At 40.5% G+C, this 25,130-nt stretch carries 26 protein-coding genes; 13 read left to right on the top strand and 13 right to left on the bottom strand.

Annotated elements, in window-relative coordinates:
* Window positions 1-2: 2 nt before the first annotated feature.
* Complete coding sequence (locus BM386_RS04245) at window positions 3-461, bottom strand: (2Fe-2S)-binding protein (RefSeq protein ID WP_091691790.1); 459 nt, start codon at window positions 459-461, stop codon at window positions 3-5.
* Between the two features lie 290 nt (window positions 462-751).
* On the opposite strand from BM386_RS04245, the gene BM386_RS04240 reads away from it, so the two are divergent.
* The 4 genes from BM386_RS04240 to BM386_RS04225 all read left to right on the top strand — a co-directional run bounded on the left by BM386_RS04240 (window position 752) and on the right by BM386_RS04225 (window position 4,849).
* Window positions 752-1,888, top strand: a complete 1,137-nt coding sequence (locus BM386_RS04240) for an MBL fold metallo-hydrolase (protein WP_091691789.1) — start codon at window positions 752-754, stop codon at window positions 1,886-1,888.
* Between the two features lie 146 nt (window positions 1,889-2,034).
* On the top strand, window positions 2,035-3,183 hold the full coding sequence (locus tag BM386_RS04235; RefSeq protein ID WP_091691788.1) for a Gfo/Idh/MocA family protein: 1,149 nt from the start codon (window positions 2,035-2,037) through the stop codon (window positions 3,181-3,183).
* A 164-nt stretch (window positions 3,184-3,347) separates the two neighbouring features.
* Window positions 3,348-3,854, top strand: coding sequence for a DUF2911 domain-containing protein (locus BM386_RS04230; protein ID WP_244545455.1), 507 nt, complete (start codon window positions 3,348-3,350; stop codon window positions 3,852-3,854).
* A gap of 278 nt (window positions 3,855-4,132) precedes the next feature.
* Window positions 4,133-4,849, top strand: coding sequence for a hypothetical protein (locus tag BM386_RS04225; RefSeq protein ID WP_091691786.1), 717 nt, complete (start codon window positions 4,133-4,135; stop codon window positions 4,847-4,849).
* Between the two features lie 122 nt (window positions 4,850-4,971).
* Here the strand turns inward: BM386_RS04225 and BM386_RS04220 are convergent, their stop codons facing one another.
* The 3 genes from BM386_RS04220 to BM386_RS04210 all read right to left on the bottom strand — a co-directional run bounded on the left by BM386_RS04220 (window position 4,972) and on the right by BM386_RS04210 (window position 7,436).
* Window positions 4,972-6,540, bottom strand: coding sequence for an arylsulfatase (locus tag BM386_RS04220; protein WP_091691957.1), 1,569 nt, complete (start codon window positions 6,538-6,540; stop codon window positions 4,972-4,974).
* A 262-nt stretch (window positions 6,541-6,802) separates the two neighbouring features.
* Entirely contained in the window at window positions 6,803-7,111 is a 309-nt protein-coding gene (locus tag BM386_RS04215) for a helix-turn-helix domain-containing protein (RefSeq protein ID WP_091691785.1), read from the bottom strand.
* Window positions 7,095-7,436 (bottom strand): type II toxin-antitoxin system RelE/ParE family toxin, encoded by a 342-nt coding sequence (locus BM386_RS04210; protein ID WP_091691784.1) that lies wholly within the window; start codon window positions 7,434-7,436, stop codon window positions 7,095-7,097. Before BM386_RS04210 ends, BM386_RS04215 begins: the two co-directional genes overlap by 17 nt.
* A gap of 273 nt (window positions 7,437-7,709) precedes the next feature.
* Between BM386_RS04210 and hrpB the strand changes: the two genes are divergently transcribed.
* Window positions 7,710-10,196 carry an ATP-dependent helicase HrpB gene (gene hrpB / locus BM386_RS04205; RefSeq protein ID WP_091691783.1) on the top strand — a complete coding sequence of 829 codons (2,487 nt, stop codon included), beginning with the start codon at window positions 7,710-7,712 and terminating at the stop codon, window positions 10,194-10,196.
* Here the strand turns inward: hrpB and BM386_RS04200 are convergent.
* Together BM386_RS04200 and BM386_RS04195 are read right to left on the bottom strand one after the other, a co-directional pair.
* Window positions 10,193-10,825: a hypothetical protein gene (locus tag BM386_RS04200; protein WP_139235841.1), complete on the bottom strand. Its 633-nt coding sequence runs from the start codon at window positions 10,823-10,825 to the stop codon at window positions 10,193-10,195. The genes hrpB and BM386_RS04200 overlap by 4 nt on opposite strands.
* 51 nt (window positions 10,826-10,876) lie before the next feature.
* The gene (locus BM386_RS04195) at window positions 10,877-11,404 is read right to left on the bottom strand and encodes a HEAT repeat domain-containing protein (protein ID WP_091691781.1); all 528 of its coding nucleotides are present in this window, start codon (window positions 11,402-11,404) and stop codon (window positions 10,877-10,879) included.
* A gap of 48 nt (window positions 11,405-11,452) precedes the next feature.
* Between BM386_RS04195 and BM386_RS04190 the strand changes: the two genes are divergently transcribed.
* The 4 genes from BM386_RS04190 to BM386_RS04170 all read left to right on the top strand — a co-directional run bounded on the left by BM386_RS04190 (window position 11,453) and on the right by BM386_RS04170 (window position 13,689).
* Window positions 11,453-12,166 (top strand): hypothetical protein, encoded by a 714-nt coding sequence (locus BM386_RS04190; RefSeq protein WP_091691780.1) that lies wholly within the window; start codon window positions 11,453-11,455, stop codon window positions 12,164-12,166.
* Between the two features lie 152 nt (window positions 12,167-12,318).
* Window positions 12,319-12,555 (top strand): hypothetical protein, encoded by a 237-nt coding sequence (locus BM386_RS04185; RefSeq protein ID WP_139235839.1) that lies wholly within the window; start codon window positions 12,319-12,321, stop codon window positions 12,553-12,555.
* Window positions 12,540-12,842, top strand: coding sequence for a type II toxin-antitoxin system RelE/ParE family toxin (locus BM386_RS04180; RefSeq protein WP_091691778.1), 303 nt, complete (start codon window positions 12,540-12,542; stop codon window positions 12,840-12,842). Before BM386_RS04185 ends, BM386_RS04180 begins: the two co-directional genes overlap by 16 nt.
* A 397-nt stretch (window positions 12,843-13,239) precedes the next feature.
* The gene (locus BM386_RS04170) at window positions 13,240-13,689 is read left to right on the top strand and encodes a GNAT family N-acetyltransferase (RefSeq protein ID WP_091691776.1); all 450 of its coding nucleotides are present in this window, start codon (window positions 13,240-13,242) and stop codon (window positions 13,687-13,689) included.
* A gap of 191 nt (window positions 13,690-13,880) precedes the next feature.
* Here the strand turns inward: BM386_RS04170 and BM386_RS04165 are convergent, their stop codons facing one another.
* From BM386_RS04165 to BM386_RS04155, 3 genes are all read right to left on the bottom strand, one after another.
* A complete protein-coding gene (locus BM386_RS04165; protein WP_091691775.1) occupies window positions 13,881-14,261 on the bottom strand; it encodes a TM2 domain-containing protein in 381 nt (126 codons plus the stop codon).
* Entirely contained in the window at window positions 14,254-14,559 is a 306-nt protein-coding gene (locus tag BM386_RS04160) for a DUF2752 domain-containing protein (RefSeq protein WP_091691774.1), read from the bottom strand. The genes BM386_RS04165 and BM386_RS04160 overlap by 8 nt, the downstream gene beginning before the upstream one ends.
* Before the next feature lie 109 nt (window positions 14,560-14,668).
* Complete coding sequence (locus tag BM386_RS04155) at window positions 14,669-15,748, bottom strand: oxygenase MpaB family protein (RefSeq protein ID WP_091691773.1); 1,080 nt, start codon at window positions 15,746-15,748, stop codon at window positions 14,669-14,671.
* A gap of 47 nt (window positions 15,749-15,795) precedes the next feature.
* Between BM386_RS04155 and BM386_RS04150 the strand changes: the two genes are divergently transcribed.
* Entirely contained in the window at window positions 15,796-16,677 is an 882-nt protein-coding gene (locus tag BM386_RS04150; RefSeq protein WP_091691772.1) for a TolB-like translocation protein, read from the top strand.
* A gap of 9 nt (window positions 16,678-16,686) precedes the next feature.
* The gene (locus BM386_RS04145; RefSeq protein ID WP_091691771.1) at window positions 16,687-17,601 is read left to right on the top strand and encodes an SMP-30/gluconolactonase/LRE family protein; all 915 of its coding nucleotides are present in this window, start codon (window positions 16,687-16,689) and stop codon (window positions 17,599-17,601) included.
* A gap of 99 nt (window positions 17,602-17,700) precedes the next feature.
* Here BM386_RS04145 and BM386_RS04140 read toward each other — a convergent pair whose 3' ends face one another.
* The 4 genes from BM386_RS04140 to BM386_RS04125 all read right to left on the bottom strand — a co-directional run bounded on the left by BM386_RS04140 (window position 17,701) and on the right by BM386_RS04125 (window position 23,599).
* A complete protein-coding gene (locus BM386_RS04140) occupies window positions 17,701-19,065 on the bottom strand; it encodes a hypothetical protein (protein ID WP_091691770.1) in 1,365 nt (454 codons plus the stop codon).
* Between the two features lie 21 nt (window positions 19,066-19,086).
* Window positions 19,087-21,498, bottom strand: coding sequence for a TonB-dependent receptor (locus BM386_RS04135; protein WP_091691769.1), 2,412 nt, complete (start codon window positions 21,496-21,498; stop codon window positions 19,087-19,089).
* A gap of 247 nt (window positions 21,499-21,745) precedes the next feature.
* Window positions 21,746-22,855, bottom strand: coding sequence for a BamA/TamA family outer membrane protein (locus BM386_RS04130; protein ID WP_091691768.1), 1,110 nt, complete (start codon window positions 22,853-22,855; stop codon window positions 21,746-21,748).
* A 39-nt stretch (window positions 22,856-22,894) separates the two neighbouring features.
* A complete protein-coding gene (locus BM386_RS04125) occupies window positions 22,895-23,599 on the bottom strand; it encodes a DsbA family oxidoreductase (protein WP_091691767.1) in 705 nt (234 codons plus the stop codon).
* Window positions 23,600-23,872: 273 nt separating this feature from the next.
* Between BM386_RS04125 and BM386_RS23590 the strand changes: the two genes are divergently transcribed.
* Window positions 23,873-24,028 (top strand): hypothetical protein, encoded by a 156-nt coding sequence (locus tag BM386_RS23590; protein ID WP_170856992.1) that lies wholly within the window; start codon window positions 23,873-23,875, stop codon window positions 24,026-24,028.
* A gap of 408 nt (window positions 24,029-24,436) precedes the next feature.
* Window positions 24,437-25,120: a GNAT family N-acetyltransferase gene (locus BM386_RS04120; RefSeq protein ID WP_091691766.1), complete on the top strand. Its 684-nt coding sequence runs from the start codon at window positions 24,437-24,439 to the stop codon at window positions 25,118-25,120.
* Window positions 25,121-25,130: the final 10 nt, after the last annotated feature.

Raw genomic sequence — 25,130 nt, 5'->3', positions numbered from 1 at the left:
GATTATTCGGATTTAGCAGCCATTGCAACGGCCTCTCTGATTTTGTGATAAGTGCCACATCTACAAATATTTCTATTCATCGCTTCGTCAATTTCATCCATTGATGGCGCTGGGTTCATTTTGAGAAATGCAGATGCATTCATGATCTGACCTGCTTGACAATAACCACATTGGGCCACATCCACTTCAGCCCAAGCCTTTTGAACAGGATGGTCACCATCTTCAGATAGTCCTTCTATCGTGGTTATTTCATCTTCGGTCAAACTAGCTGCAGGTGTGATGCAGGAAAACATTGCTTCTCCATTTCTATGAACAGTGCATGCGCCGCATTGGGCTATGCCGCATGAATATTTTGTACCGACTAATCCGAGATGATCCCGAAGTACCCAGAGAAGTGGGGTATCTTCTTCTACATCAACCGAATGAGCCTTTCCGTTGATTTTGAGGTTTATAAGTGCCATGGGTTATTAATTAAGTTTTATTCGATTAAGGTAAAGAAAATCAGAAGAGTATAGAAACCGATTATCAAAATTCCTGGTGATGCTTAGTATGATATCTCCCGCCAAGGCGCAAAGGCGCAGTTTTATTGTAAAAAAGCACAAACCCTCAAAGTCCCTTTAGGCAAAAAAGAGCAAGAAATAACGCCGTATCTCGCACCTTTTTATTTGGTTTTCAGTTAAAGCCAATAGTTTAATCCCCGCTTTTACAGCTTTATATGCTTAAGTTTTTCCTTAAAACATTAAAACACCTAATGATCACCATCATTTCTATAATTCTACTTATAGCCATTGTGGCTGTATTATTTGTCAATCTAAGTCCACAGTTTGGAGCAAATCCATCCAAAGAAAAAGTTCTTCAATACGAAAAACTGGACTATTTCGAAAACGGGAAATTTAGTAACCTCATGCCCACTAATATGGATATGGACTTTACTGAAGCCATCAAAATGCTTCCTGAATTTTTCAAAAATGATCCAACCCGCCGACCGGATTTTGAATTGCCAATTGAATACAGAGATTCACTGGAATTGGTAAATAAGGATCATCCCACGCGTCTGGTTTGGTTTGGACACTCTTCCTTTCTTCTTCAAATTGATGGAAAGACCATTTTGATCGATCCCATGTTTAGTGAGGTGCCGTCTCCTCATCCTTTGCTGGGCAAAAAGAGATATAGTAAGGAATTGCCTATTGAAGTAGAGAAGCTGCCTCAGATCGATATGATCATCATGTCTCATGATCATTATGACCATTTAGATTATGAATCTATTCAGAAGCTGAAAGGTAAAACCAAGTCATTTTATATGCCTTTGGGAATGGGAGCCCATTTCGAGGATTGGGGAGTAGATTCTACCAAAATCCATGAGCTAGGCTGGTGGGATGAGATTCAGGCTGATGGCTTGCTTTTAGCTCTCACTCCAGCTCGACATTTCTCCGGTCGTGGCCTGAACAACCGTTTCTCTACCCTTTGGGGATCGTGGGTGATTCGAGGTGAATCTGACAATATCTTCTTCAGTGGAGACAGCGGCTATGGACCTCACTTTAAGCAGATCGGTGAGAAATATGGCCCTTTCAATTTTGCCATGATGGAATGCGGACAATACAATGAGCGCTGGACTGATATTCATATGGTGCCGGAGGAGACAGCTCAGGCAGCCAAGGATATCAGAGCAAAAACATTTATGCCAATTCACTGGGCAGCTTTCACTCTAGCCATGCACTCTTGGACTGATCCAGTTGAGAGGGTGATCGCAAAAGCCAAGGAAATTAACCAACCAGTTTACGTTCCTGAAATTGGAGAATTCATTGAATTGGATAAAAATCTTGAAACCGAAAGAAAATGGTGGTTAGAACCCAAAGCACTTCCTAATTCAATGATTTCCAACAAGTAGAAACCATTTTCTTGTAATTTTCCCATCTTTTTTCCTGAAATCAAAGACAGTTTATCCTGAAATCACTTCCCAGCAATGAGAAAGTTTTGAGGCATTTTTCCTAATTTGACATTTTGAAATAAAATAAAAAACAACCTAAAAAACCTATGGCTCAGACTATCAAAGCAGCTATCGTAGGGACCGGATTTATCGGTCCAGCTCATTTAGAAGCACTTAGAAGAATTCCTAATATCGAGGTGACAGGCCTTGTAGAAGTAAATCAGGAGGTGGCAGATGCCAAAGCCGCAGAGCTTGGTATCCCAAATGCCTATACTTTTGAAAACATGTTGAAGGATGAAAGCATAGATGTGGTTCACATTTGTACACCAAATTTCCTTCACTTTCCCCAGGCAAAAGCTTGTATGCTTGCCGGCAAACATGTGGTTTGTGAGAAGCCACTTTCCATAACCATTGAAGAAGCTGAAGAGCTTGTCAAAGTGGCCAAAGAAACTGGATTGATCAATGCTGTTCATTTCAACTTGAGATATTACCCAATGGTACGCCAGATGCGTGTGATGCGTCAAAAAGGCGAATTGGGAGATGTTTACTCTGTGATGGGTTCTTACCTTCAGGATTGGCTTATTCATAAAACTGATTATAGTTGGAGATTGGATCCAAAGCAGTCTGGTGGTTCAAGAGTAGTGGCAGATATTGGTTCTCACCTCTTGGATATGACTGAGTATGTGACTGGTTTGAAAGTTACGGCTGTTATGGCTGATTTCTCTATTGTCCACCCTACCCGATTGAAACCATTGAAAGCAGTAGAATCTTTCTCTGGGAAAGCGCTTGATCCAAAGGATTACGAGGAATATGAAGTGACTTCGGAAGACTACGCGACGATCATGCTTCGTTTCGATAATGGACGCACAGGTTCTATCGTCGTGAGTCAGGTAAATGCTGGACGTAAGAATCGTCTGAATATAGAGATTGCAGGTTCGAAGTCTAACTTCGAATTCAATGCTGAAAAACCAAACGAACTTTGGATTGGCAAAAGAGACACTGCAAATGCCATTTTGATGAAAGATCCTGCCTTGGTTGACGAAGGCGCGCGTTCTTTGGTAAGCTTCCCAGGAGGTCACCAAGAAGGATTCCCAGATACTTCCAAGCAACTTTTCAAAGAAGTTTATGCAGCAATCCGAGATGGCAAGCAGCCAGAGTATCCTACTTATCCATCCTTTGCAGACGGCTTGAGAGAGTTGATTATAGGTGAAGCTATCGTAGAAAGTAATACCAAGGAAGCTTGGGTGAAGATTTAAATGAATGTGAGATGCTGGGTGTCGGATGACCGATGTAGCGCTATGGATGTTATATAACGTGGTAAAAACATCGGGCATACGACATCTGCAAACTTTCATAGAATCAAAGACTTTCTGTTTTGATAAAATGTCGTATTTTGAAGGCAAATCTAAAACCAATGACAATGAATTTCAAAAAGAGTTTACTAGCAACTGCACTAATGGCCTTTATCGGTCTTGCGGCATTTGCACAAGAGAAAGCTAGTCCAGCCAAAACCGCAGAAGGTATGGTAGGCGATGCTAAAATCACTATCAATTACTCTTCTCCTGCTGTAAAAGGTAGAATGATTTGGGGAGACCTGGTTCCTCTTGGAGAAGTATGGAGAGCTGGTGCAAATGAAGCAACCACCTTCACAACTACAAAAGACATCATGGTTGAAGGTAAAAATCTGCCTGCCGGAACTTATAGTTTCTTTGTGATCCCAGGTGAGACGTCTTCTACTTTTATCTTCAATAAAGTTGCTAAGCAATGGGGAGCATTTGATTATGATTCTGCTGAAGATGCATTGAGAGTTTCTGTTCCTTCTGGACAGACTTCTTCTTTGGAAGAGCGATTGGTGTATGAAGTAAAGCCATCCAGTTTTGAAATCAGATGGGAATATGGAAAAGCTTCAGCTAAGCTAGGATCATAAGATTCTCAATCTACATGAACTTGAAACCACGGGATTTATCTCGTGGTTTTTTTGTGGGGATTTTATCCAATTAATTCCACTTTTTTAAACAAAACAGCCTTATGCACAATTACTACTATGATATACATTTAAAAGTGCAAAAGCAGGTCTCCATTTGGTTAGATTTTCAAGTTGGCTAAATGAAAAGTGGTAAGTATGGCATGTCTTTTTACGTAAATCTTCTAGCAGGAACACCTTTTTCTGCTTCACCTAATGGATAAAAAGGACAAGCTCCAGCTATGAGTAATCAAACAGTTTCACAGGTCAGTACAGTCACCTTATTGAGATTCGAGGGCTTAAATGCCTTTTGGATTTTTGCTCAAATGCAAAAAGCCCCTAAAATACTAGCTAAAGTTCCAGGTCTTCAGTTTTTCAAATTAATGGGTAGCGGAGGGAAGAATGGTTTTTCTAAAATGCTGAATGTCAATATCTATGCGCTTCATTGTGTATGGGAGTCAGAAAGCCTTGCAGATGAATTCTTTGAAAAATCTGATGCCTTTTCAGAATTTAAGAATAGAACCTCCGAACTATATACCATCTATTTGAAAGCGACTAGAGCGCATGGACTTTGGTCTGGCACAAACCCATACGAAACCCAAGCCATAACTCCCACCGGTCCAATAGCGGTGATTACCAGAGCTAGAATTAAACTGAAATTTCTACCAAAATTTTGGAGCAAAGTCCCCTCTTTGGGAAAAAAAGTGGATGAAGTCAAAGGTTCAATTTATTCCATAGGAATTGGCGAATACCCTTGGTTTATGCAGGCTACTTTCAGCATCTGGGAGTCGTACGAAGCTATGCACAACTATGCCTACGGAAATCCACTTCACATGGAGGTGATCAAAAAAACCAGAGAATTAGGCTGGTATTCAGAAGAACTATTTGCCAATTTCGTTCCCTACAGAACAGAGGGAACTTGGGGAAAGTTAGATGAACAGTTGCAGAAGCTTATATAAGACCGCTTTTGGACATGACCCAATCCTATATTTTCAGGTTCTTTTATGATCTAAAAGCGGATATATATAAATGTATAATTCCCTATAGACCTCGCCGAATACAGAATGCTAGTAAGGCGAAATCACTCCAATCTTATCTGGCTTCGCCCTGAACCATAATGCCCGTTTTTCAAATCTCCATCACAGGCTTTCAAAAGTTTACACTTTAGCTCTTCTAGTTTCTCAGGGTATTTAGAAGACAAATCATTTTCCTCCCTGAAATCATTCGGTAAATAAAATAGCTCAAACGCCTCTTTTCCCATATGAGTTCTAATTTTCCAGCCATCATTTGTGATCAGTGTAGGACCTATATATGAGGAATAAACCACAAACTCATGGGTATTCTCTTCAGCTTTATCTAGCAACTCAGGATAGAAAGAAATCCCGTCTGTCTTAAAATCCTTGGAATAACCCACCAATTCAGCGATGGTAGGCAGGATATCGTAATTGGCCACCAGTCGCCCGCTGATCCGGCCTGCTTGAATCTTTCCAGGCCATCTGACCAGCATCGGTACGTTGATTCCGCCCTGCAAATTACTTCGCTTCATTCCTGCTCTACCGCCGTTGCCATCGAATACATCGCCTGCCAATTCGCTATAGTACTTCCTTTCGTAGTCATCGAAGCGCTCCCCCGTTTCCATATTGGTATAGGGCTTCAGGGTTCGTCCAGCTTGACTGTAATAGATTTCATGTCCATTATCGGAGGTGAAAATGACTAGGGTATTTTCATCAATTCCCAATTCCTCCAGTTTCTGAAGGATCTGCCCCACGTTATCATCCAGGAGTTTGACCATGGAAGCATATTCCTTCTCAATTTGAGTCAAGCGCTCGTCATTTTCAAAATCCGGGTGAACAGCCGGAATAGAAACAGGTCCATGCGGCAACTGCGTAGGAAAGTATAGAAAGAAAGGCTGATCTTTAGTTGCCGTAATAAAGCTCAGAACCTTGTCCATAAAAAGCGTTTGGGAATACTGCTTCTTACCCTTCATATCCCAGCGTTCTTGAAAGGTCTCGGCAGTTTCCGGCTCTCCTGATTTCCCGCTATTTAGCAGGGTATTCCCTTCTATTTCTACCATTTCTCCATTTTCAAATAAGTACGGAGGATAAAACCCATGAGCCCGCTGGTGATCTAAGTAGCCAAAGTAATAATCCCATCCATGTCGTTTCATTTGCTGGTCAGTAGCAGAAAAGCCCCATTCCAATTTACCCACCTGCGCAGTCACATATCCAGCACTTTTCGCGACTTCGCCTAAGAAAACCTGATCATTCGGGACGGGAGAAAGCTTATCGTTTATCCGCGTTTGGATCTCTTCCAAACTCAGATTTTCACTTGCTATTTTCTGATAAATTCCCCCACTGGTGATCTCAAAGCCCTTCGCATGGGTATCTGTAAGCCCGGTAAGCAAAGAAGCCCGTGCAGGTGCGCAGAGCATATTGGAATAAGCCCGCTGGAATCTCAGCCCTTCAGCCGCCAATCGATCAATATTAGGAGTTTTAATGATTTCTTGTCCTTCATGCCCCAATAAGCCAATCCCCAGATCATCCGCATAAATCAGAATGATATTGGGTTTGGTTGCAGATTTATCCGTTTGGGCAAAAGCGGAAAAAAAGATTAAAAAGAAAAGTGGAACTAACAGAAAGGTGCTTTTCATAATTCTCATTTATCGTCTAGGTTCTGGCGAAAATAAGGAATCTGTGTGGACTTGGAGAAGGGGTTAGAGATTTTAGGGTTTTGGGGCTAACAACCAGATAAGGTATGTGCAAAAATCAAAGCCTGAGATTCAATGAACCGCCGTATGCAGCCTGTCCCGAGAATCGGGAAGACCTGTATGTACCGAGGTGTGAGAGGCGCACCTCGGTAACTTAATGGTGGCGAGGCCGCATCCCCGATTGTGCCTTCGTGCTTTTTTCTTTCTAATCTAAATTAATGGAGATATTTAAATGTCCACCGAGTCCCTCATTTATAATTCTTTGCAAAGTCGAAAACCGTATGTCTTTAAGATTTCGTTCTACCTTTGATATATAAGACTTATTTGTTCCTGCTAGTTCTGCAAGCTGCTGTTGAGTCATTCCTTTTTGCTCTCGTGCTTGTTGAATCAACACACCAAGTTTAAAAGAATCAAAATTATTTTCGAATTCTTCTCTTTCCTCTGTTCCTTTTTTACCAATTTTTTCATCGATGAATTGGTCAAGGCTTTTTAGGTTCTTATTCTTTGCTGTCATAATACTCCATTTTTATTTGTTCAGCCTTTTCAATTTGCTGTTTCGGTGTCTTTTGTGTTTTTTTCTGAAATCCGTGTCCAATAACAACCAAATTATCAATATCGAAAAAACAGAAAATCCTGAAAATGTTATTTCCAACTTGAACTCTTATTTCATAAATTCCTGAAGAGTTTTTGATGAATTTCAGATAGTTTTCTGGAATCTGCTCAAGTTCCTCGATTACTCTTAGAGTCCAAAGAATCTTCTTTTTCACCTTATCGGTCTGCTGGCTGTAAAACTCTTCGAAATACTCCTTAAAGAAATAGAGTTCTCGCTTCCTATTCATTTTGCAAAGATACAAAAGTAGTCTAATAGGTCAACTTTATTCGGCGATTTCCAGCATGAAACACAACACTTTTATAAACTCAACTCCCACTACCCAATTGCTTTTATATCGCCAAAGTCCACAAGCATTAGAAGTTCTGCTGTGACCAAATTAAGGATTTCGGAATTACTTTCAAGTGGGTTATCGGAATTAGAATGAGATTTCTCCTCGTTACTCATCGAAATGATCCCGAGCAATTAATCTTCTACTCAGAATCCCCTATTTTTGCAGCCCATGCTCGAAAATTTTGATCCTTCTTCCTTTGACCTCCCGGTAGCGGAGATTATACCTCAAGTCAAGTCCCAGCTTTCCAATGCTAATTCCCTGATTATACAGGCGCCACCCGGTGCGGGAAAAAGTACACTCCTACCCTTGACCTTGCTGGACGAACCTTGGCTTGCCGGCAAGAAGATCATGATGCTGGAACCCAGACGCTTGGCTACCAAGACCATTGCGCAGCGAATGGCATCCATGACGGATACTAAGTTGGGTGATCTGATCGGCTATAGAATCCGATTCGAATCGGCTATTTCTGAGAATACCAGATTGGAAGTGATCACAGAAGGGATTTTGACCCGTATGCTTCATGCTGACAATGCACTGGAAGATGTGGGCTTGGTGATTTTCGATGAGTTTCATGAACGAAACCTTCACTCGGAAGTAGCTTTGGCACTGATCCGGGAAGTACAGCAGGTGTTGAGACCTGATCTTCGGATTTTGCTGATGTCGGCAACTATTGATTCTAAAGTACTTTCAGGTTTGCTCAAGTCCACAGTCATCGAGAGCAAAGGTCGGCAGTATCCAGTGGAAGTGAATTACATGAATGAAGTCGATCAATATTCGATTGGCGAAGATGCAGCACGGCAGATTATTCCTTTGACAAAAGTTCACGAGGGAGATTTCTTGGTTTTTCTTCCGGGTCAAGGTGAAATCCGCAAAGCTCAGGATATTTTAAGAAAAGCCTTGCCCGATGATCTTGTTCTTCCTCTCTATGGACAGCTTTCGCCAGGGGATCAAAATCGAGCAATTATGCCTCATCCCTCGGGAAAGCGGAAGATTGTGCTTTCTACAGATATTGCAGAGACTTCCCTGACTATAGAGGGAGTTAAAGTGGTAGTGGACTCAGGCTTTGCCAAATCATCCAGATTTGATCCAAGATCTGGTTTGTCGAGATTGGTTTTGCATAGAATCAGCCAAGATTCCGCAGATCAGCGCTCTGGTCGGGCTGGTAGATTGACCGCGGGTCACAGTTATAGACTATGGACCAAAGCCATTCAAAACCAACTGAATGAATACCGTACGCCAGAATTGATGGAAGCTGACTTGACAGGTTTGGTGCTGGATATGAAAGCTTGGGGCAAACAGGATATCCGTTCCATGACTTGGCTGACACCTCCTCCGGGTGGTACGTTGGCCTTGGCTGAAAAAACGCTGGAATCCATAGAAGCTATTGTGGATGGAGAACTTACTCCTCATGGAAAGGAAGTTCACAATCTGCCAACACATCCGCGAATCGCCCATATGCTGATCAATGCAGCCGAGATAGATCAATTGGGTTTAGCGACTGATATAGCTGCGATTTTGGATGAACGAGATCCGCTGGGAGGAGATGTCGGAGTGGATTTGAATCTGAGAATTGAAGCCCTGAGAAGATTCAGACAGCATAATGTGAGTATTCCCCGAATCAAAAAAATAGAAAAAATGGCTGCCTCTTACCGCAAGATGTTTTCTATTCAGCCTGAAAATGGCCCGGTTGATCCTTGGCAAACGGGGTTGCTACTAGCCTACGCATATCCAGAACGTATCGCCGCTGCCCGACCTGGGAATAATGCCCAGTTCCAGTTGGCAAATGGGAAAATAGCTCAAATCGGCCATAAGGATGACCTTGCTCATGAATCTTGGCTTGCCGTAGCTCATGTGGATGCGCGGGATGGAATGGGCAAAATCTGGATGGCTGCACCAATTAATCCCAAGGATTTGGCTCCCATGCTGAAAACCAAAGAAGTGCTAAAATGGGATAGAAAGAAAGGCGGTTTACAGGCACACGCTGAGATTCGGATCGGATCAATTATCCTTGGCACTAGACCTTTGGCAAAGTATTCCGATGGAGACGTAACGGAAGCAATACTGGAAGCAATCCGCGAGGAAGGTGAATATTTGCTGGACTTCAATGAAGAAGTGGAGCAATTGATTTTGCGGGTGCAAAGCTTAAAAAGCTGGAATCCTGAGCAATCTTGGCCCAATTGGTCAGTAGCTGAACTATGCGAAAAACCTGAAACTTGGCTAGTTCCTTACCTTCAGAGAATTCAAAAGAACGATGATTTCAAAAAGTTAAACCTAAGTCAGATTCTCTTGCATTCCCTTGATTTTGAGCAACAAAAGGAATTGGACAAGCTTGCACCGGCAACAATAGAAGTTCCTTCTGGAAGTAAAATCAGGTTGGAATATAGAAAAGACGAAATCCCACTTTTGGCTGTAAGACTTCAGGAATTGTTTGGTTTGCTGGAAACTCCCACGGTAAACAATGGAAAAGTAAATGTACTAATTCAGTTGCTTTCTCCAGGTTACAAACCGGTGCAGCTCACGCAGGATCTGAAAAGCTTTTGGCAGAATGGATATTTTGAGGTGAAGAAGGAACTGAAAAGACGGTACCCAAAGCACGAATGGCCGGAGAATCCAATCTCAGCTGAAGCAGTTAGAGGCGTGAAAAAGCGCTTTTAAGCCGCCACTGACTTCATATTGTCTAGGTAATTCAAAAATTGTAGAAAAGCAGCAATGGTGAAAGGAGTCATTTCCTCTGAATTGATTCTCTCCAGAAATGACTGTCGAAGAACAGGGTAATCCTCAGGATTATAGAGTTTGCTTAGCGCGGTAGATCGAAAAGCAGATTCTACCATATTATAAACCTCAAATGGATCCTCTTTATGATTGAGGAATTCCTTCTCTAAGATGATAGGGTTTATCATTTGATTTAGCCAATTAAAACCTGTCATTAAAAAGAAGTTCTCGATGGAATAAAGCAATTCCGATAACTGTTTATCATTCGTAATCCTGATTCTTCTTGGGTAAAATTTCCCCAAATTGTGCGGAGTTTGTACTAAAGTAAGGGATTGGTTTGCGTATTGATCAGGTGTAGGTAAATACTTTCTTACCAATTCTTCTACTTCATTGATGCGGATTCCAAGGTGATATTCAACCCAGCTTTCATCAGATCCCTCTACAAAATGGACATAAACTACCTGCTTTCCATGGGGATAAACCTTTTCGAAAAACAATTGAGAATGATTTAAGTCAAACCCATTCGATTTGAAAAAATCTGATTGCAAGCAAATAACATCCTGTTTTTTCATGACCAACATCCTTTTTTGTATTGTAAAAACACAATAATCGGACAAATGTTGTTAGTCCTCAGAAAATAATTCTCGTATTTCTTCTAGAATTGGTTCTACTTCAAGTTTTTTCAATTGCAGGCTTCCTTCATCCTCGGGGTTGTGCAAATAATGATTCCAGTGTTTCTCAGCTTTGCGAAGCGTGCGAGGAGTCATATCAAATTCCACTTCGTCCAAATACATTTTGGCGAGTGCCTGAGCTTTAAAATTGCCGAAAAGGAAAACCCTAAAAATATCCACAAAGCGCAAACTCAAATCAAATTCCTCTAATATCTGAACAAAAGCCCCTTGATGCGCCCGATTTTTCTTGTCATTGATGGCTTCAAAAATGGCATCCAAAGACTCTTCATTATATGATGATTGGGAAAGTGCTCGGCAGGCTAAATATGAAACCTCCCAGTTATCTCCTTTCACTAATTCGATTACAGCATCTCGGCCACTTTCATCAAGTTTTTTGCCCAGTTTATCAGCAAAATAAAAAGCTTCCTTTTCATTAGGATCGCTCATGCGCTTGATCAAGCCTTGGATTTCCTCGTCCATGATTTTTCGGTTAATTTGTGCAAATATAAGTGAAAAGCCTCCCCCACTATGATTTCCGGCAACCCAAAGTTAATTAGTCTTGAAAAGTATCAATCGATTCTGGAGATCTCAGAAAATAATCGGCTAACCGGCGATTTGGATATCTCTAAGCATCAGTGGGTAATATCAGATTCTGATTCCTGGCTGGCTCGGGTATTTCTTCCATGGAGTATGTCGCCAAATGAATCGGGAAAGCTTTCATTGAAAGATGATTTTCATTTGGCTTTGGTGATGATCCGTGCTGGAATAGCTGTGACGGGCTATTTTCACAATGGAAAAATGCTTGATCACAAAGTTTTCAGGGCTTATATGGTTCGTCAAAAACAAGGGAAAAGCCAGATCAAATACCTAAAAACCAAAGGAAAATCGAGAGCTGGATCGAGATTGAGACTAGGTGAATCAGAGCAGTTTTTTGAGGAGATCAATGAGCGGCTCCAGCAGTACGAAGAGAATTATCCAATTACGACTTGGGGTATCAGTTGCGGCAAAACACTCTGGCCATACTTCTTTGGTAGTAATACTCCTACTCCTTTCGCTAAAAACGCAGATAACCTAATCAACATTCCTTTCCATGTTCAGCAGCCTGACTTTGAGACTTTACAGGCAATTCATAAAAAATTGAACGGAATTCATTTATTGCTTTCTGAGAAAGGAGAAGAGCTTTTTGGAAATGATTTATTAGAAGTTTCAGCGCAGCAAAAAAAAGATGAGGATAATTGGTGAGGTGAAAAATGGTCAATTGCCAATGTTCAAATTTAATGGTCAAGGACTTTGTTTTCTTTGTGGCTTTTGTGGTTAAAAAATGCAGATTACAAACCATATCAGCCAAGGTAATTTTAGAAATAAAATCTTATTTTAGAGGAAACTTCCCAACCATGAAAGCGAAAGAGGTAAAGAGAAGACTAATCGAAAAAATAGAGCAAATCAATGATCCCAAGATTCTTGATGAGGTTAATCGACTTTTAAATTTTGACGTGGATAAATCCGATTTATTGATATTGTCCACGGATCAAACTAATGCAGTTGAGGAAGGAAGATCTCACTATTTTTCTGGGAAAGTGAAAAGTGACGATCAGCTTAACGAAGAAATTGACGAGTGGCTAAAAAAGTAGTCTGGACTGAAAAAGCTGAATTGGATAGAAAGGAAATTTTATCCTATTGGAAGGGTAGAAATAAATCCAATGCGTATCCGATTAAGCTTAATGAATTATTCAAGGAAGCGACAAGACTTATCCAATCAAATCCTCAGATTGGCAAATTGTCAAACAATCAAAGTGTCCGGTCAAAAATCGTAAAAGATTACTTGATGTTTTATGAGGAATACCCGAATGAAATTGTGATTCTAGCAATTTGGGATAATCGACAAAACCCTCAAAATCAAGAATATTTTACGGGCTAATAACTCAAATTATCATCCGTTCTTATGGAAAGCTGATCCAGAAAATTCAGCATTTTATAGTTACCAGCTATATGTTCCGATTGACCATAGCGCACAAGTAAAGGTTCTGGAGAAGAATCACAGCAATTGGAATTGCGCTCTCCGTGTAAACCTCCGCGACCACGGCGGTTAAAATCCACCACAAAAGTCATAAAGTGCATGAAGTGGTGAACACTCTGGCTATGTTGTTTAGAATCCTCACAGGTCAATTAGAAACGATTCCCCTTTTTACTCTTTGCTTTCCATTTTACCTTTAAGCCTCTTCAGATGTTATTCAATCAACACTTTCATATTCTTCAGCTATTGTGCTTACTTACAAACCTGAATAAGAAAATATTACAAACACATTTAATTTAAAATGGAATTAACCACAGTAATAAAATCCTTTGAGGAACTCAGTAATCATGAGCTATATTCGATCATCAGACTTCGCAATGAAGTATTTGTGGTCGAACAAAATTGTGTTTTTCAGGATGCTGATGATAAGGACCAGATAGCCGATCATGTGATGATCAAGGCAGATGATTTTTTGGTGGCCTATGCAAGAGTATTACCAGCCGGAGCGTCATTTTCGGAAGTTTCCATAGGTAGAGTGGTTAGTGATATGAGAGCTCGTAGGACGGGTGCAGGAAGAAGATTGATGAAAGATTCTCTTTCCTTTATTTTAGAAAAGTATGGGCCATGCTCCGTAAGAATTGGTGCACAGACCTATTTAAACGAATTCTATCAATCTCTTGGTTTTGAAAATGCTGGAGAAAGATATTTAGAAGATGGAATCGAGCATATAGAAATGACTACCAAGGTTTAGTTCTTCTACTTATAAAAAAGCAATCTCAAGTTTGATATGATGCTCATGTACAGATTGGTTTTTTAGTTCAAACATGTTCTTGAATTACCAATGAAAACAAACAGATCAGGTTTCTAAGATTCTGAGATCAAATAAGCCTGAAAACAGAAAAAGCCAGAATTTCTTCCGGCTTTTCATGCATTTATTTATAATCAATGAGTCGTGTTCGTCACATCTCCAGGGTAATTTGCGTTTAGCAGATTCATGGTTTCGTGAGCCACCTTGATATTGTACTCATACGCCAGGCTTTTGTAGTTCACCAAATCGACTATGGTACCGATGAAACAAAGTCCTACGGTCAGGAAATACAAGATACCCAGGCCTATTTGCCCCAAGATGAATCTATGCAATCCCGCAAATCCAAAGAAACCGATCAATGTCAGAATCAAAATCATCTGGGCGTCTTTTCTTCTGGCGCGATAAACCTGCGCAAAAAGCGATGCCTGATCCTCATCCATATTTTTCATCAAACCCTGGATATAACCCAGCTCCATTCCTTCCAATTCGGGAAGGTGTCTTAATACATTAGCCATAATTGTGTGTTGTTTTTAGGTTTTTAATAAGTTGCCAAATTCTAGAGAAAATAACCGCATATGCCAGCAGAGCCAGCGGATGCATGTTCCAGGAAGCTTGGAAATCCCCTCTTGCAAGTAGATTCATCGACCTTCCTAAGCCACAACCCGGACACCAATCAAATCCCAGTTGGCTCAGCGGACAGAGACTTAGATGACTCCCTCCGTGAGGATCCAGGAAAACTATCGCTACCAAACTTCCGATCCAGAAGATCAGCTCTAGCGGCAAATTTGATATCCATCGGGTGATTACCTTCATATTTGCTAGATGTACGAAAAAGATGCCATTGATAAAAAGTGCCTTGGAATGCTTTATTTAACAGGTTAAGCTAAGGTAAGTGAATGCAAACGAACATAAAAGTGTACGGTTATGAACGGTTTAATTCAGGTAGTTTTATTTCCAGTTTATCCCCATATAAAGCCTTTTGATTGGATTCATTTTGCCTTGCAATCTGAGTATATCCTTTAGCAGTACCATAAGCTTTCCAACCAGAGAATTTAAAAACCAAACCAAGCAACTCCCCATTGACTGGAATGGAAGACTGGATATTGAGCGCCTGAGAGACTTCTTTTCCTAAGAAAAAATTCAAAATCGGAACCACCTGACCAGAAATTAAAGGATCTGGAATACTTGATTTATAATAAGCAATTAACGCTTGGATCAATTGATGTCCTGCTGTAGTAGATTTAACATGTCTTCTTCTGATCAGTTTTTCAAGTGCAAATGCTTCCTTGGGATTATCCGGCCAGTACTTTTCCTGAATTCCCATCAATCGTCCAACCCATTTCCAATACAACATGATCACTGAAACTTCATGAGAACTCACGCTAAAACCCATTTTTTTCCAACCTCGGATGACGATCAGGCTGAAAGAAAGATTGGTTCCGATTAGATCTTCTTGATTGATGGGTTTCCCAAATGAATCATTCCAATCATGGGCATACTTAGAAATAAAATAACGGCTGAAAGCATGGATCAACCGAACTTTAGCACAGGTCAAATAGGCTTTCTTTTTGGTGAGAAATGCCCCTGGTTCGAATATATCCAGGATAAACGTTCCCGTTTCTCCTAATCTCCGACCTATATCATTGAGAATTCTCTTTGACCTCACCAGCACCTCTGCCCCATCTCCAAACGCATAAGCATAAGGCAAGGAGTAAAATCCCAGCATTGCCAAGTATAAATCACCTTTTTGATCAAAGATTTTTTGACCTTGAGCCAAAATCTCTTCAGGAAATTCATTTTGTTTTAAGTAAAAGTTGAAAAAGTGCTGAAACGCTGCAGGATAGGAAGCTTCTATCTCATCGGGAATTTCTACCCAAGAATTTATCTGAGTGATTAATTCTGGATTTTTTACCAATACGCTAACCAACTGATCTGCAAGCGGATCTTGAAGAGTTCTCAAGTGGTCAAATTCAATATTCTGGTATAGTTTTAGTTTGCTCACAGCATTCTAACCTTGTTTTTGTACTTTGGTTGAAAAATTTCGCATTAATGATTAAAAAGAGTTTTTTTCTCACCTCTATTTATTGTCTGATTTTAGTGTATTCAAGCTTTGCCCAAGTAGGAACTGACCTATGGGTAATACCTACTAGCGGAAAGGGGAATAACTTTAAATTATTGCCTGAAACCGCGTATGCGCTCACTGATCGGGCTGAATATGATAACCAGCCAAGTTTTATCAATGACTACCAACTGGTGTTTTCTGCTGCTGATGAAAAAGGAAATCATGACATTATCGTCTATAATTTTGAAGCTGAAAAATTCACTAATCTTTCCAAAACAGCCGATACAAGTGAGTTTTCGCCCAAGATTACAGATTGTGGAATGTACATTTCGGCCGTGGTGATGGAAGCAGATAGCACGCAGCGAATCTGGCTCTACCCTACCTCCTTCGAACCTGCGGAACTACTTTACGATGACATACAGCCTGTTGGTTATTACGACTGGTATGACAATAAAGCGGCGATGTTTGTCCTCGGTGCTCCAAATAAGTTGATCTATGCAAGAGGTAGGAATGACCTATTAGAAATTGATTCAGCGATATCTCGCTCTATCCACAAGCGGCCAAAGACTTCGGAAATAACCTATATGACTCAGCCTTACGCAGGTCAAGCTGGCATTATTAAAAGCTACGATATTGAAAATGGTAATAGAGAAGTATATCTTCAAGGAATTTCTGGGTCTCAGGATTTCATTTGGCTGGATAAAAAACACCTACTGATGGCTTCTGGAAATGAAATTTTTATACGAAAATACAGTAATTCTGAGTGGAAATCACTTGGGAAAATAGAAATGAATACGCATCAAAACATCACCCGAATGGCCTATAGCGAAGATCTTAATGTGCTAGTGGTCGCAATGAATAGAAAATAATCAAACACTATGAACCCTATTAAATCAACCTTATTTATGGCCGCGCTCTTCGTTGGAACGCAGAGTTTTTCTCAGGAAATAGAAGACAAAAAAGGCATTGTGGCAAAAAATGCAGAATTAGTAAAAGTCCAAGATGGCTTTGAATTCACCGAAGGTCCAGCTGTAAATCGCTTTGGTGACGTCTTTTTCACTGATCAACCTAATAATCGAATTCATAAGTGGAATGCGCTATCTAATGAGGTGAGTGTGTTTAAAGAAAATGCAGGTAGATCAAATGGCATGTATTTCCTTCTTGACGGCACCTTGGTGGCAGCTGCAGACAATAAAAATGAACTCTGGGCTTTCGATACCGATGGCAATCACGAGGTTTGGGTTACAGCCTTCAAAGGGAAAAAACTGAATGGTCCAAATGACCTTTGGGTAAGACCAAAAGGCGGTATTTATTTTACTGATCCGCTTTATCCACGGGCCTATTGGGAAGGAAGAACCAAGGAGTCAGAGCAAACTGGTCAAAATGTTTACTTTTTGTCAGCCGATAGAACAGAACTTTTCGCTGTGGCAGAAGACTTGGTTCAGCCCAATGGAATCGTGGGAACACCTGACAGCAAATATCTGTATGTATCTGATATCGGTGCCAAAAAGACCTATAAATACGAAGTACGGGAAGATGGGTACTTGATCAACAAGGAGCTTTTTTGCGAGATGGGATCTGATGGTATGACCATAGACGAGCGAGGCAACGTTTACCTGACCGGAAAAGGCGTGACAGTATTTAATAAGAATGGTGAACAAATAGCACATATACCTGTCCCTGCTGCATGGACTGCAAATGTTGTATTTGGGTCTCTGGACAGAAAAACATTATTTATCACTGCCTCCGATGCAGTTTATACCTTGCAGATGAAAAATAGAGGCGTTTGGTAAGAGTTTCAAGGAGCAAAAAAATCCCGGTAGAGCTGAATCTATCGGGATTTTTTTTGGTTTTCTCCAGCTGTTTGCTGGAAAAATAGAACTTAACTTGTTTTAGAATACCCCTATAAAGTGGCTTCCGTCAACGTTTTCTAGTTGAGCTCCTTTGGTTACTTCACCTGATTCGGTATCTACCACGTAGATGTTTCCATTTTTACCTACTGGAGCTTGAGTAAGGTAAATATCCGTACCATCCACTACGAACCCTTGGTACTGGAACAAGTAAAAGTCAGCTTCGTAAGGGATGTCATCAAGTCTCACAGCTGTCTTTGCGTTTAGATCCGCCAAAGCAAAGAATCCCTGTGCACCTGCGACTCCTTCTTCAGACCCGTCATGACGATAAGCAATCACTGCTTTTCCGTTTGCAGCAGGTCTCCACGCTAGAATATACGCACCTTCTACACCCAAAGCATCGTCTAGATTAAACACATATGAATCGTCATATTGGTTGTTTGAACCGATTCTCAGGATATGCGAACCATTTGGATCTCCTTGGTTGGCTTGATAAACACTTCCGTTGTATTCAAAAGCGTTGATACTACGGTATCCGTTGGTATTTCCATATCCTACAGCAGAAGTAATTACGGTTGGATTCAACAAAGAAGGATAATCCAATACAATGGTTTTGGAGCCTAAAATTTCTCCCGAATTATCTGATTCACCAGTGGCTGGATCTACTTTGCTTAAGCGAGCTCCTATGTACAATTTATCTCCGGCTGCATTTAAGGTCGGCATATCAATTCTTGAGATATAATAACCGTTTGCTTCTTCCTCTTCACTTAGAGCCAAAGAACTCTCCTGGAAATCTATGATAGAAGAATTTACCAAATTCAAGGTCACAACTCCCATAGTTGCCTCGTGACGCAAATAAGTGTCATCAGTGGCGTTTTCTGGTGTATCATTGTCGTCAAATTGTGCTTCAGCATTCACATATACTGCTGCTCCTGTTTGATCTCCATCAAATAGTTTAATCCATCTTGGAGCAGAACCTACATAAGGCGCGATACTTACTCCAGTGCCATTTTGAGTGAAATCTTGGCCACCTTCTACGGTGTACTTCGTGTACTGCCCACCCGTATCACCGGCATAGCTGATGTTGAAAATAGTGTTACCATCCTCAGAAGACTGTAATCTGGCCGTTCTGTTAGAAGGAACAATAAAGCCGTTATCAAAAGGAGCTATGGATACCGTAGGGTCTTTAGCTTCCTCACTGCTTAGGGAGTAAATTAATGTTCCTCCATTTCCGTCGCCAGGATTATCACCCATTCTTGCTGCCGCCACAGTGATCCATCTACTTTCTCCATCTGGACCCGGGTTTGGATTTGGGTTTGGAGTCGGGTCTTCAGTACATGCTGCCAAGAGTCCACCTGCCAGTAGAATTGCAGTCAGTTTTTGGAAATTTTTAAAAGTGTGTTTCATTAGGTAGTTGGTATTAATTGGTTAATAATTATTGATTCTATAGTTTAATTTCAGGTAAAATGCTCTCCCCGGTTTTTGCACGGAAAGGTTATCATACACAGGCTTGTCGAAGATGTTTTTGATGTCAAAACTCATCACCAACTTATCGGCTGGAAAGACATAACTAAGTCCTACATCTTGAGCTAATTGCTGCGGAACTTTAAAGAACTCATCGCCCACAGTATTTGATCCCTGAGGCACCAGGTAGGAAAATTCATCTGTGAAATACATGGTGTAAAAGAGATTTAACCGGGAATCCTTTTGGATTAAATCTTTAAATGAATAGCGTAAACTCCCATTCATGGTAAAAAATGGCGTGTTTGGCACATCAATCTCCACGCCTCTGTTTACTATTTTCAGATCAAATCGGGAAACATTGAAGTTCAAGCCAAAACTGTTGTTGAATGTATAGTCTAGTTGTGCGTCAAACCCTTTGGAAGTTCCATTCCCCTGATTTTCATAAAGTATGGTCTCGTCATTGACATTCAAGGAAGTCTCGATAGGCAAACCTATTCTGTCTTTGATGTTACGGGTGAATAGATTGGAAGAAACGGTAAAATCGTGCTTGTTTATGTTGAACGAGCCTAGGCGCAATCCTAGGTTAAAGTTATTGCTAAGCTCAGGTCTGATGCTAGGATTGGCTACCACATTATCCCCATCGTTACCAAATACTTCACTTTCATTTGGAAGTCTGACAGCTTTTTCTGCTGAAGTTAACAAGGTGATATTTGGAAGAACAGCATAGGAAACTGTAAATCCGTAGCCTTCATCTATTTTGTTGGCTCTGGTAATATCATCTACTATTTCGTTGGTTTCCTGATTGATCTCAGGGTCAATATTTATCGTTTCCTGCTGGTAGTATTTTCCAAAAACATTTGCATTGAGTTTTTCATCCAAAGCATTTAGCTCATAGGTAAGAGAGACAATGTTCTTTTTCAGATCTCTTGTTCCTCTGAACGTATTTTCCAAAACTGATCTCAACTGATCAGTATCCACTCGATCTATGCCGCTATACACATGATTAAGTAGGAATCGGTGATTCTTGCTAACCGCGTATGAAACCCCAGTTCGAATGGAAGACACATTTCTATTGATTCTAGCCAGTGTAGGTCCACCTTCCTGCTGGGAATTCCATGAATACTTGTATTCATTCCCTCTGAAGTCAATTGCCCTTTCTCCATTCCAACTGTATGCCCAGGCGAGCGTGTCGCTTACCATACGGTTTCTCTTGCCGTACAAGCCATTTACATTGATATCCAACCCTTTTGTAAAAAGATCTTTCTTTTGGTAAGTGAGATTCATCAGAGCCGCATCCGATTCCATAAATCTATCCTTATAAGGCATAATGGTCATAAAAGCCCCGTGTTGGATTTCTTTATAATCACTGGATCCTGTGAAGCCAATTAAAAATTGATCTGCCCATTTTACATCAGTATAGCCAATCTGAAACATTCCCCCTGAAGACCTGTAGGCATCATTGAATCTTCTAGCTGTAATCGGAGTTTGCACTCCTCCTATTCCTGTCACCACTACGCTTCTGCCAGAGACCTTATAGTCATTGTCGGAATAATTGTAAAAGAGGGATCCTTTAACCGTGAAGCCTGATTCTTTGAAACGATGCAAACCGTTTAAACTAGCCTGTAAGGTATTGAAGGAACCATACGAAACGGAAGCATTGAAATTTGATTGAACAGAATTTTGAAGCACAATATTGATAGCTCCACCCAGAGCATCATCTGCCAAGTGCCCGGGAACTACCCCTTTGTACACTTCAATTTCCTTGATCATTGAAGGCGGAATACTATTCAGGTTAAATGAATTGCCATATGCAGAGATGGGAATTCCATCGATAAAAATACGAACAGCACTTCCTGACAAACCATTTAAACTGTAATTGACTTCAGAGCCTAAACCACCGTTTTGCCGGATTTTAACCCCTACGGTAGTGTTTAACAATTCGTTTGTCTGAATATTTCGTAGGCTAGCTTCTTTGGTATCTACTATATTGACGGCGAATCCGGATTTTTCTATTTCACTTTTGTGTGATTCTCCTTTTACTAAAACTTCCGCTAGTTCATTATCTGCTGCGCGTTGAAGCTTGGTTGACACCTGTACAGAAGGTTTGTCAATTGTAATATTGAAATCAAGTTTTTGGACCTCAATACTGCTAACTGCGATCTGATGAATGCCAAAGGGTAAAGCTACCAGTTCGTATCTTCCATTTTCATCAGAAAGCACTCCCTTATTTAAAGATTTGATGTAAACTGTGGCAAAAGCTACGGGTGCTCCATCTTCAAATGTCAAGGTGCCGGTCACATTCCCGGTTTGGGAATAACCTCCAAAAGCTATTAAGAAGCTAACGCAAAAAGTAAGTATAAGTATTGCTGCTTTCATAGATTCCTGTTTGAACAGCAGCAAAAGTAATTCTTAATTGTAATTAATCTAAATAAGATTAATAAAATTTCTACTCACTTCAATTTCTTACCTAAAATCTGGTTGAAATGATCTATACAACCTGCTAAAAATTAGTGAATTATAAATAAAAGGACTTAAATACCATTTTTTAAAAAAAAATAAGAACATTGAATCAACTAAGTAGGTGTTCCTATATTTCTCTTTCAAAATAAGCTCTGAAAATCCATTAGAAAGCCTCTCCAATAAAAATATAGAACCCTGATCCTTCTGCAGTGAATGCATAATCCAGGCGGGTATAGATATCCTTTTTGGGGAATAGTAAAAAACGCAATCCAGCGCCTGCAGACCAGGCTATTTTGTCTAGATTTAGATTAGAGAAATCCGGGAAAACCGTTGCAACTCCTGCAAAAGCAGCCGCCCCGATCCGATTTGAAAATCCCAAGGGAAGTGGAAGAAACCGCATTTCAACCTGTGTGGCTAGTTGGTTATTGTCCCGAAAACGTCCTGAGTAATAACCGCGCATCATGCTGTCTCCTCCCATCAATGCCATCTGATTAAAAGGAATATTCCCCCTATTAAATTGGCCTAAAAGCTGCGCTGCAAACACAGTATGCTTTCCAACTGGCCTATAGAATCTACTGTCAGATATTACTGTACTGAACTCGTAGTCGCTTAAACCATCAAAGTATTTCAGGTAGCCCAATTCAGAGAAAAATCCTTTTCTCACATTCAGCACATTATGCCTGTCATCATATACTACACCGGCACCCAAACCAAAATTGGTAGATCCTTCGCTCCCATTTGGCAGTTCGAAGCCGGAACTCTCAGGCGCTGAGACAAAATTAACCGACCCCAAGCGCTGAAAATCCATTTCAACTCCAACGAAAAGGTTACTTCTTACTTTACGAAGTACACGTTCCTTAATGAGTATCTGATTTGCTTCCACCAATGCCAAGTAATCCGGCGAGCTCTCCATTCCGATTCCATAGTATTTCAGGGGAAAGCTCTGAAACCGTAATCGTCCCAGAAAAAACCACTTGCTCTGATCCGAATACAAGGCGTGATCAAACCAAAGTCCATATTGGTTTTCCAGCGTAAAAAATGTAAAACCACTGATTTCGCTCAGTCTATTAGTAGTGTCTCTTTTTGCGTAATACACATACAATGATGAAAGACCGATTTCCCAGCTTGTTTCCGGTGAATAGGCCAATGTCGGATAAACCAAAAACTGTGGGTTTCTAATATCCGAGGTATCATTGATCAGACTGTTGATGTATTTCTTTACAAAACCTTGGGAATAGCTTGCCCTGCTGCCGCAAAAAAGCAGCAACAGCATGCAAATAGTTATTTTGAGGATGTTTTTGATATGGGTTATTTAGCAGATACCATCAATTTCACAGGCTTCACCACTACCTTCAGCGATTTCTAGAGAAGGATTAGTCTTTGCATATTCAGCCCAAGCTTTCTCCAGCGTCTGATCAAAAACCTCATCTGGCTGGGCACCTGAGATGCCAAACTTCCTGTCCAAAACAAAGAAAGGGACTCCCCTTACTCCCAATTGGCGGGACTCGTAAATATCCTGGTCAACTTCATTCTCAAACTTATCAGTGGTCAGCACTTCCTGAATTGAAGTTTCTTCCAGTCCAAGCGCTTTTCCTAATCTTAGTAAAACAGCATCATCATCGATATTGACAGCGTCAGTGAAATAAGCTTTCAGCAAACTTTCTTTCATCTCATCACCTTTTCCAACTGTCTTAGCCAAATGCAATAGTCTGTGAGCCTTTTTGGTATTTGCCACCACCGTTTTGTCCAAGTGATACTCTAGCCCTTCCTGAGCAGCCATATTTGCCACATTTGCTGTGATCTCTTTGGTTTGCTCCAGTGACCAGCCTTTTACTTCAGCTAGATATTCCTGCGAACTCTTATTTGGCTGTGTGACCTGATCTGGATTAAGCAAAAAGCTCTTCCACTCGATCTCTATTTTATCTTTTTGAGGGAATCTCTCGATTGCCTTTTCTAGTTTTCTTTTGCCTATGTAGCAGAAAGGACATGCTACGTCAGACCATATTTCTATTTTCATATGTTTATTTTTGTTTTTCTATGGTCATATGGAATCTCGCATGAGAAATAATCATCCATTTGTGTGACGATCTTCGACATGCTCGATTTCATGTGTTTATAATTTGTTTTTTAGAGGCCATAACCTGTCCCGTGACAAAGGATACGGGATGGAATCTCGCAGTGTTTATTATCATGCCAGTGTGTTACTTTTCAGTCTTGCTCGATTTCATCAGTAAAATCTTTAAGTAACTTTAGCTAAACTATCAATCAAGCCAAAAGAGTTCAGCTAATCGTGAAAACAAAAGAATGCCCTTCCTGCGCGATGGAGATAGATACCAAAGCAAAGATTTGCCCTATCTGTAAATTCGAATTCCCACAACGCTCGCCATGGATCACCTGGGTAGCTATTATACTTCTGATCGTCTGGATTATCAGCTACATTCTTTGAAAGGAAGTATTTTTTCTCAAGATAAAAGCACGCCAAATAATATTCTGAAAACGGTCAGATTCGCAAGTTTGACAGGGGATAATTATGAATCTGAAAATAATTTTCTTTAATCATTATAATTTTTCCTAAAACCCTTGCATTTTCTTTTCTAAGGAATGAATTTTGCCACCTTATTACGCATGACACAAGTAAATCACATAGCGCCATCCTTCTCTCTAGCTACAACAGTAGTGGTGAAAGCTGTTGCTATTGCTTTTTTCACTCCTTCAAGGACGTGTAGATTTTTCTATAGGGTTTAACCCTATGTTGAATAATGGTATTCCTACGCGGAGTACGCGCTCGCCCTTTTACACTTTGATTTATTTACCAATTTTCCGATTTCATCGGAATTAACACATGCAATCCCTAATGGATAACATTTCATTTCAGATTATTGTAGCCAATCCTTCTCACAAGGAATATTCCTCTCAGATTACTGATGAGATGGAAAATTCCGCAAAAGCCCGTGGAACTGGTATTGCCAAACGAAGCCCAGCTTATGTGGAAACCAAAATGGATGAGGGCAAAGCTGTGATCGCATTAACTTCCGATGGAAAATGGGCAGGTTTCTGCTACATCGAGGCTTGGGGACATGGTAAGTATGTAGCAAACTCCGGTTTGATTGTTTCCCCTGAATACAGAAAATATGGTCTTGCCCGCAAGATCAAGAATGAGGTATTCAAACTTAGCCGTAAAAAATATCCTGATTCCAAGATTTTTGGATTAACTACTGGAGCTGCAGTGATGAAAATCAACTCAGAGCTAGGCTATATTCCTGTATCCTACTCAGATCTTACTGACGACAATGAGTTCTGGAAAGGATGTCAAAGCTGTGTCAATTACGAGATATTAATGAGCAAAAACAGGCAAAACTGTCTTTGCACAGCGATGCTTTACGATCCCAATTCTAAGAGAAATCACACCCAGGAATTGGCGCTAAGAGAGGATTTCAATAAAGAACTCAAATTATTTGATCGCTGGGTAAGATTAAAGAAATATGTGATGCTTAAATTGAATAAGTCTAAGGACACTATTTCAAGCATCTTTTTATAAATCAATTCTT

The sequence above is a fragment of the Algoriphagus locisalis genome (genome assembly GCF_900116615.1).
Taxonomy (GTDB): domain Bacteria; phylum Bacteroidota; class Bacteroidia; order Cytophagales; family Cyclobacteriaceae; genus Algoriphagus; species Algoriphagus locisalis.
This window is presented reverse-complemented; position numbering and strand designations above follow the sequence as displayed.

What these genes read in the sequence shown, in the direction of transcription:
- BM386_RS04190 (WP_091691780.1), top strand. Translation starts at nt 11,453, where the DNA reads ATGATTTCCGGCAACCCAAAGTTAATTAGTCTTGAAAAGTATCAATCG.
- BM386_RS04170 (WP_091691776.1), top strand. Translation starts at nt 13,240, where the DNA reads ATGGAATTAACCACAGTAATAAAATCCTTTGAGGAACTCAGTAATCAT.
- BM386_RS04130 (WP_091691768.1), bottom strand. Translation starts at nt 22,855, where the DNA reads ATGCTGTTGCTGCTTTTTTGCGGCAGCAGGGCAAGCTATTCCCAAGGT.
- hrpB (WP_091691783.1), top strand. Translation starts at nt 7,710, where the DNA reads ATGCTCGAAAATTTTGATCCTTCTTCCTTTGACCTCCCGGTAGCGGAG.
- BM386_RS04215 (WP_091691785.1), bottom strand. Translation starts at nt 7,111, where the DNA reads ATGACAGCAAAGAATAAGAACCTAAAAAGCCTTGACCAATTCATCGAT.
- BM386_RS04160 (WP_091691774.1), bottom strand. Translation starts at nt 14,559, where the DNA reads ATGAAGGTAATCACCCGATGGATATCAAATTTGCCGCTAGAGCTGATC.
- BM386_RS04245 (WP_091691790.1), bottom strand. Translation starts at nt 461, where the DNA reads ATGGCACTTATAAACCTCAAAATCAACGGAAAGGCTCATTCGGTTGAT.
- BM386_RS04125 (WP_091691767.1), bottom strand. Translation starts at nt 23,599, where the DNA reads ATGAAAATAGAAATATGGTCTGACGTAGCATGTCCTTTCTGCTACATA.
- BM386_RS04120 (WP_091691766.1), top strand. Translation starts at nt 24,437, where the DNA reads ATGGATAACATTTCATTTCAGATTATTGTAGCCAATCCTTCTCACAAG.
- BM386_RS04235 (WP_091691788.1), top strand. Translation starts at nt 2,035, where the DNA reads ATGGCTCAGACTATCAAAGCAGCTATCGTAGGGACCGGATTTATCGGT.
- BM386_RS04195 (WP_091691781.1), bottom strand. Translation starts at nt 11,404, where the DNA reads ATGGACGAGGAAATCCAAGGCTTGATCAAGCGCATGAGCGATCCTAAT.
- BM386_RS04225 (WP_091691786.1), top strand. Translation starts at nt 4,133, where the DNA reads ATGAGTAATCAAACAGTTTCACAGGTCAGTACAGTCACCTTATTGAGA.
- BM386_RS04165 (WP_091691775.1), bottom strand. Translation starts at nt 14,261, where the DNA reads ATGGCTAATGTATTAAGACACCTTCCCGAATTGGAAGGAATGGAGCTG.
- BM386_RS04240 (WP_091691789.1), top strand. Translation starts at nt 752, where the DNA reads ATGATCACCATCATTTCTATAATTCTACTTATAGCCATTGTGGCTGTA.
- BM386_RS04210 (WP_091691784.1), bottom strand. Translation starts at nt 7,436, where the DNA reads ATGAATAGGAAGCGAGAACTCTATTTCTTTAAGGAGTATTTCGAAGAG.
- BM386_RS04135 (WP_091691769.1), bottom strand. Translation starts at nt 21,498, where the DNA reads ATGAAAGCAGCAATACTTATACTTACTTTTTGCGTTAGCTTCTTAATA.
- BM386_RS04220 (WP_091691957.1), bottom strand. Translation starts at nt 6,540, where the DNA reads ATGAAAAGCACCTTTCTGTTAGTTCCACTTTTCTTTTTAATCTTTTTT.
- BM386_RS04145 (WP_091691771.1), top strand. Translation starts at nt 16,687, where the DNA reads ATGAACCCTATTAAATCAACCTTATTTATGGCCGCGCTCTTCGTTGGA.
- BM386_RS04150 (WP_091691772.1), top strand. Translation starts at nt 15,796, where the DNA reads ATGATTAAAAAGAGTTTTTTTCTCACCTCTATTTATTGTCTGATTTTA.
- BM386_RS04230 (WP_244545455.1), top strand. Translation starts at nt 3,348, where the DNA reads ATGAATTTCAAAAAGAGTTTACTAGCAACTGCACTAATGGCCTTTATC.
- BM386_RS04140 (WP_091691770.1), bottom strand. Translation starts at nt 19,065, where the DNA reads ATGAAACACACTTTTAAAAATTTCCAAAAACTGACTGCAATTCTACTG.
- BM386_RS04200 (WP_139235841.1), bottom strand. Translation starts at nt 10,825, where the DNA reads ATGAAAAAACAGGATGTTATTTGCTTGCAATCAGATTTTTTCAAATCG.
- BM386_RS04185 (WP_139235839.1), top strand. Translation starts at nt 12,319, where the DNA reads ATGAAAGCGAAAGAGGTAAAGAGAAGACTAATCGAAAAAATAGAGCAA.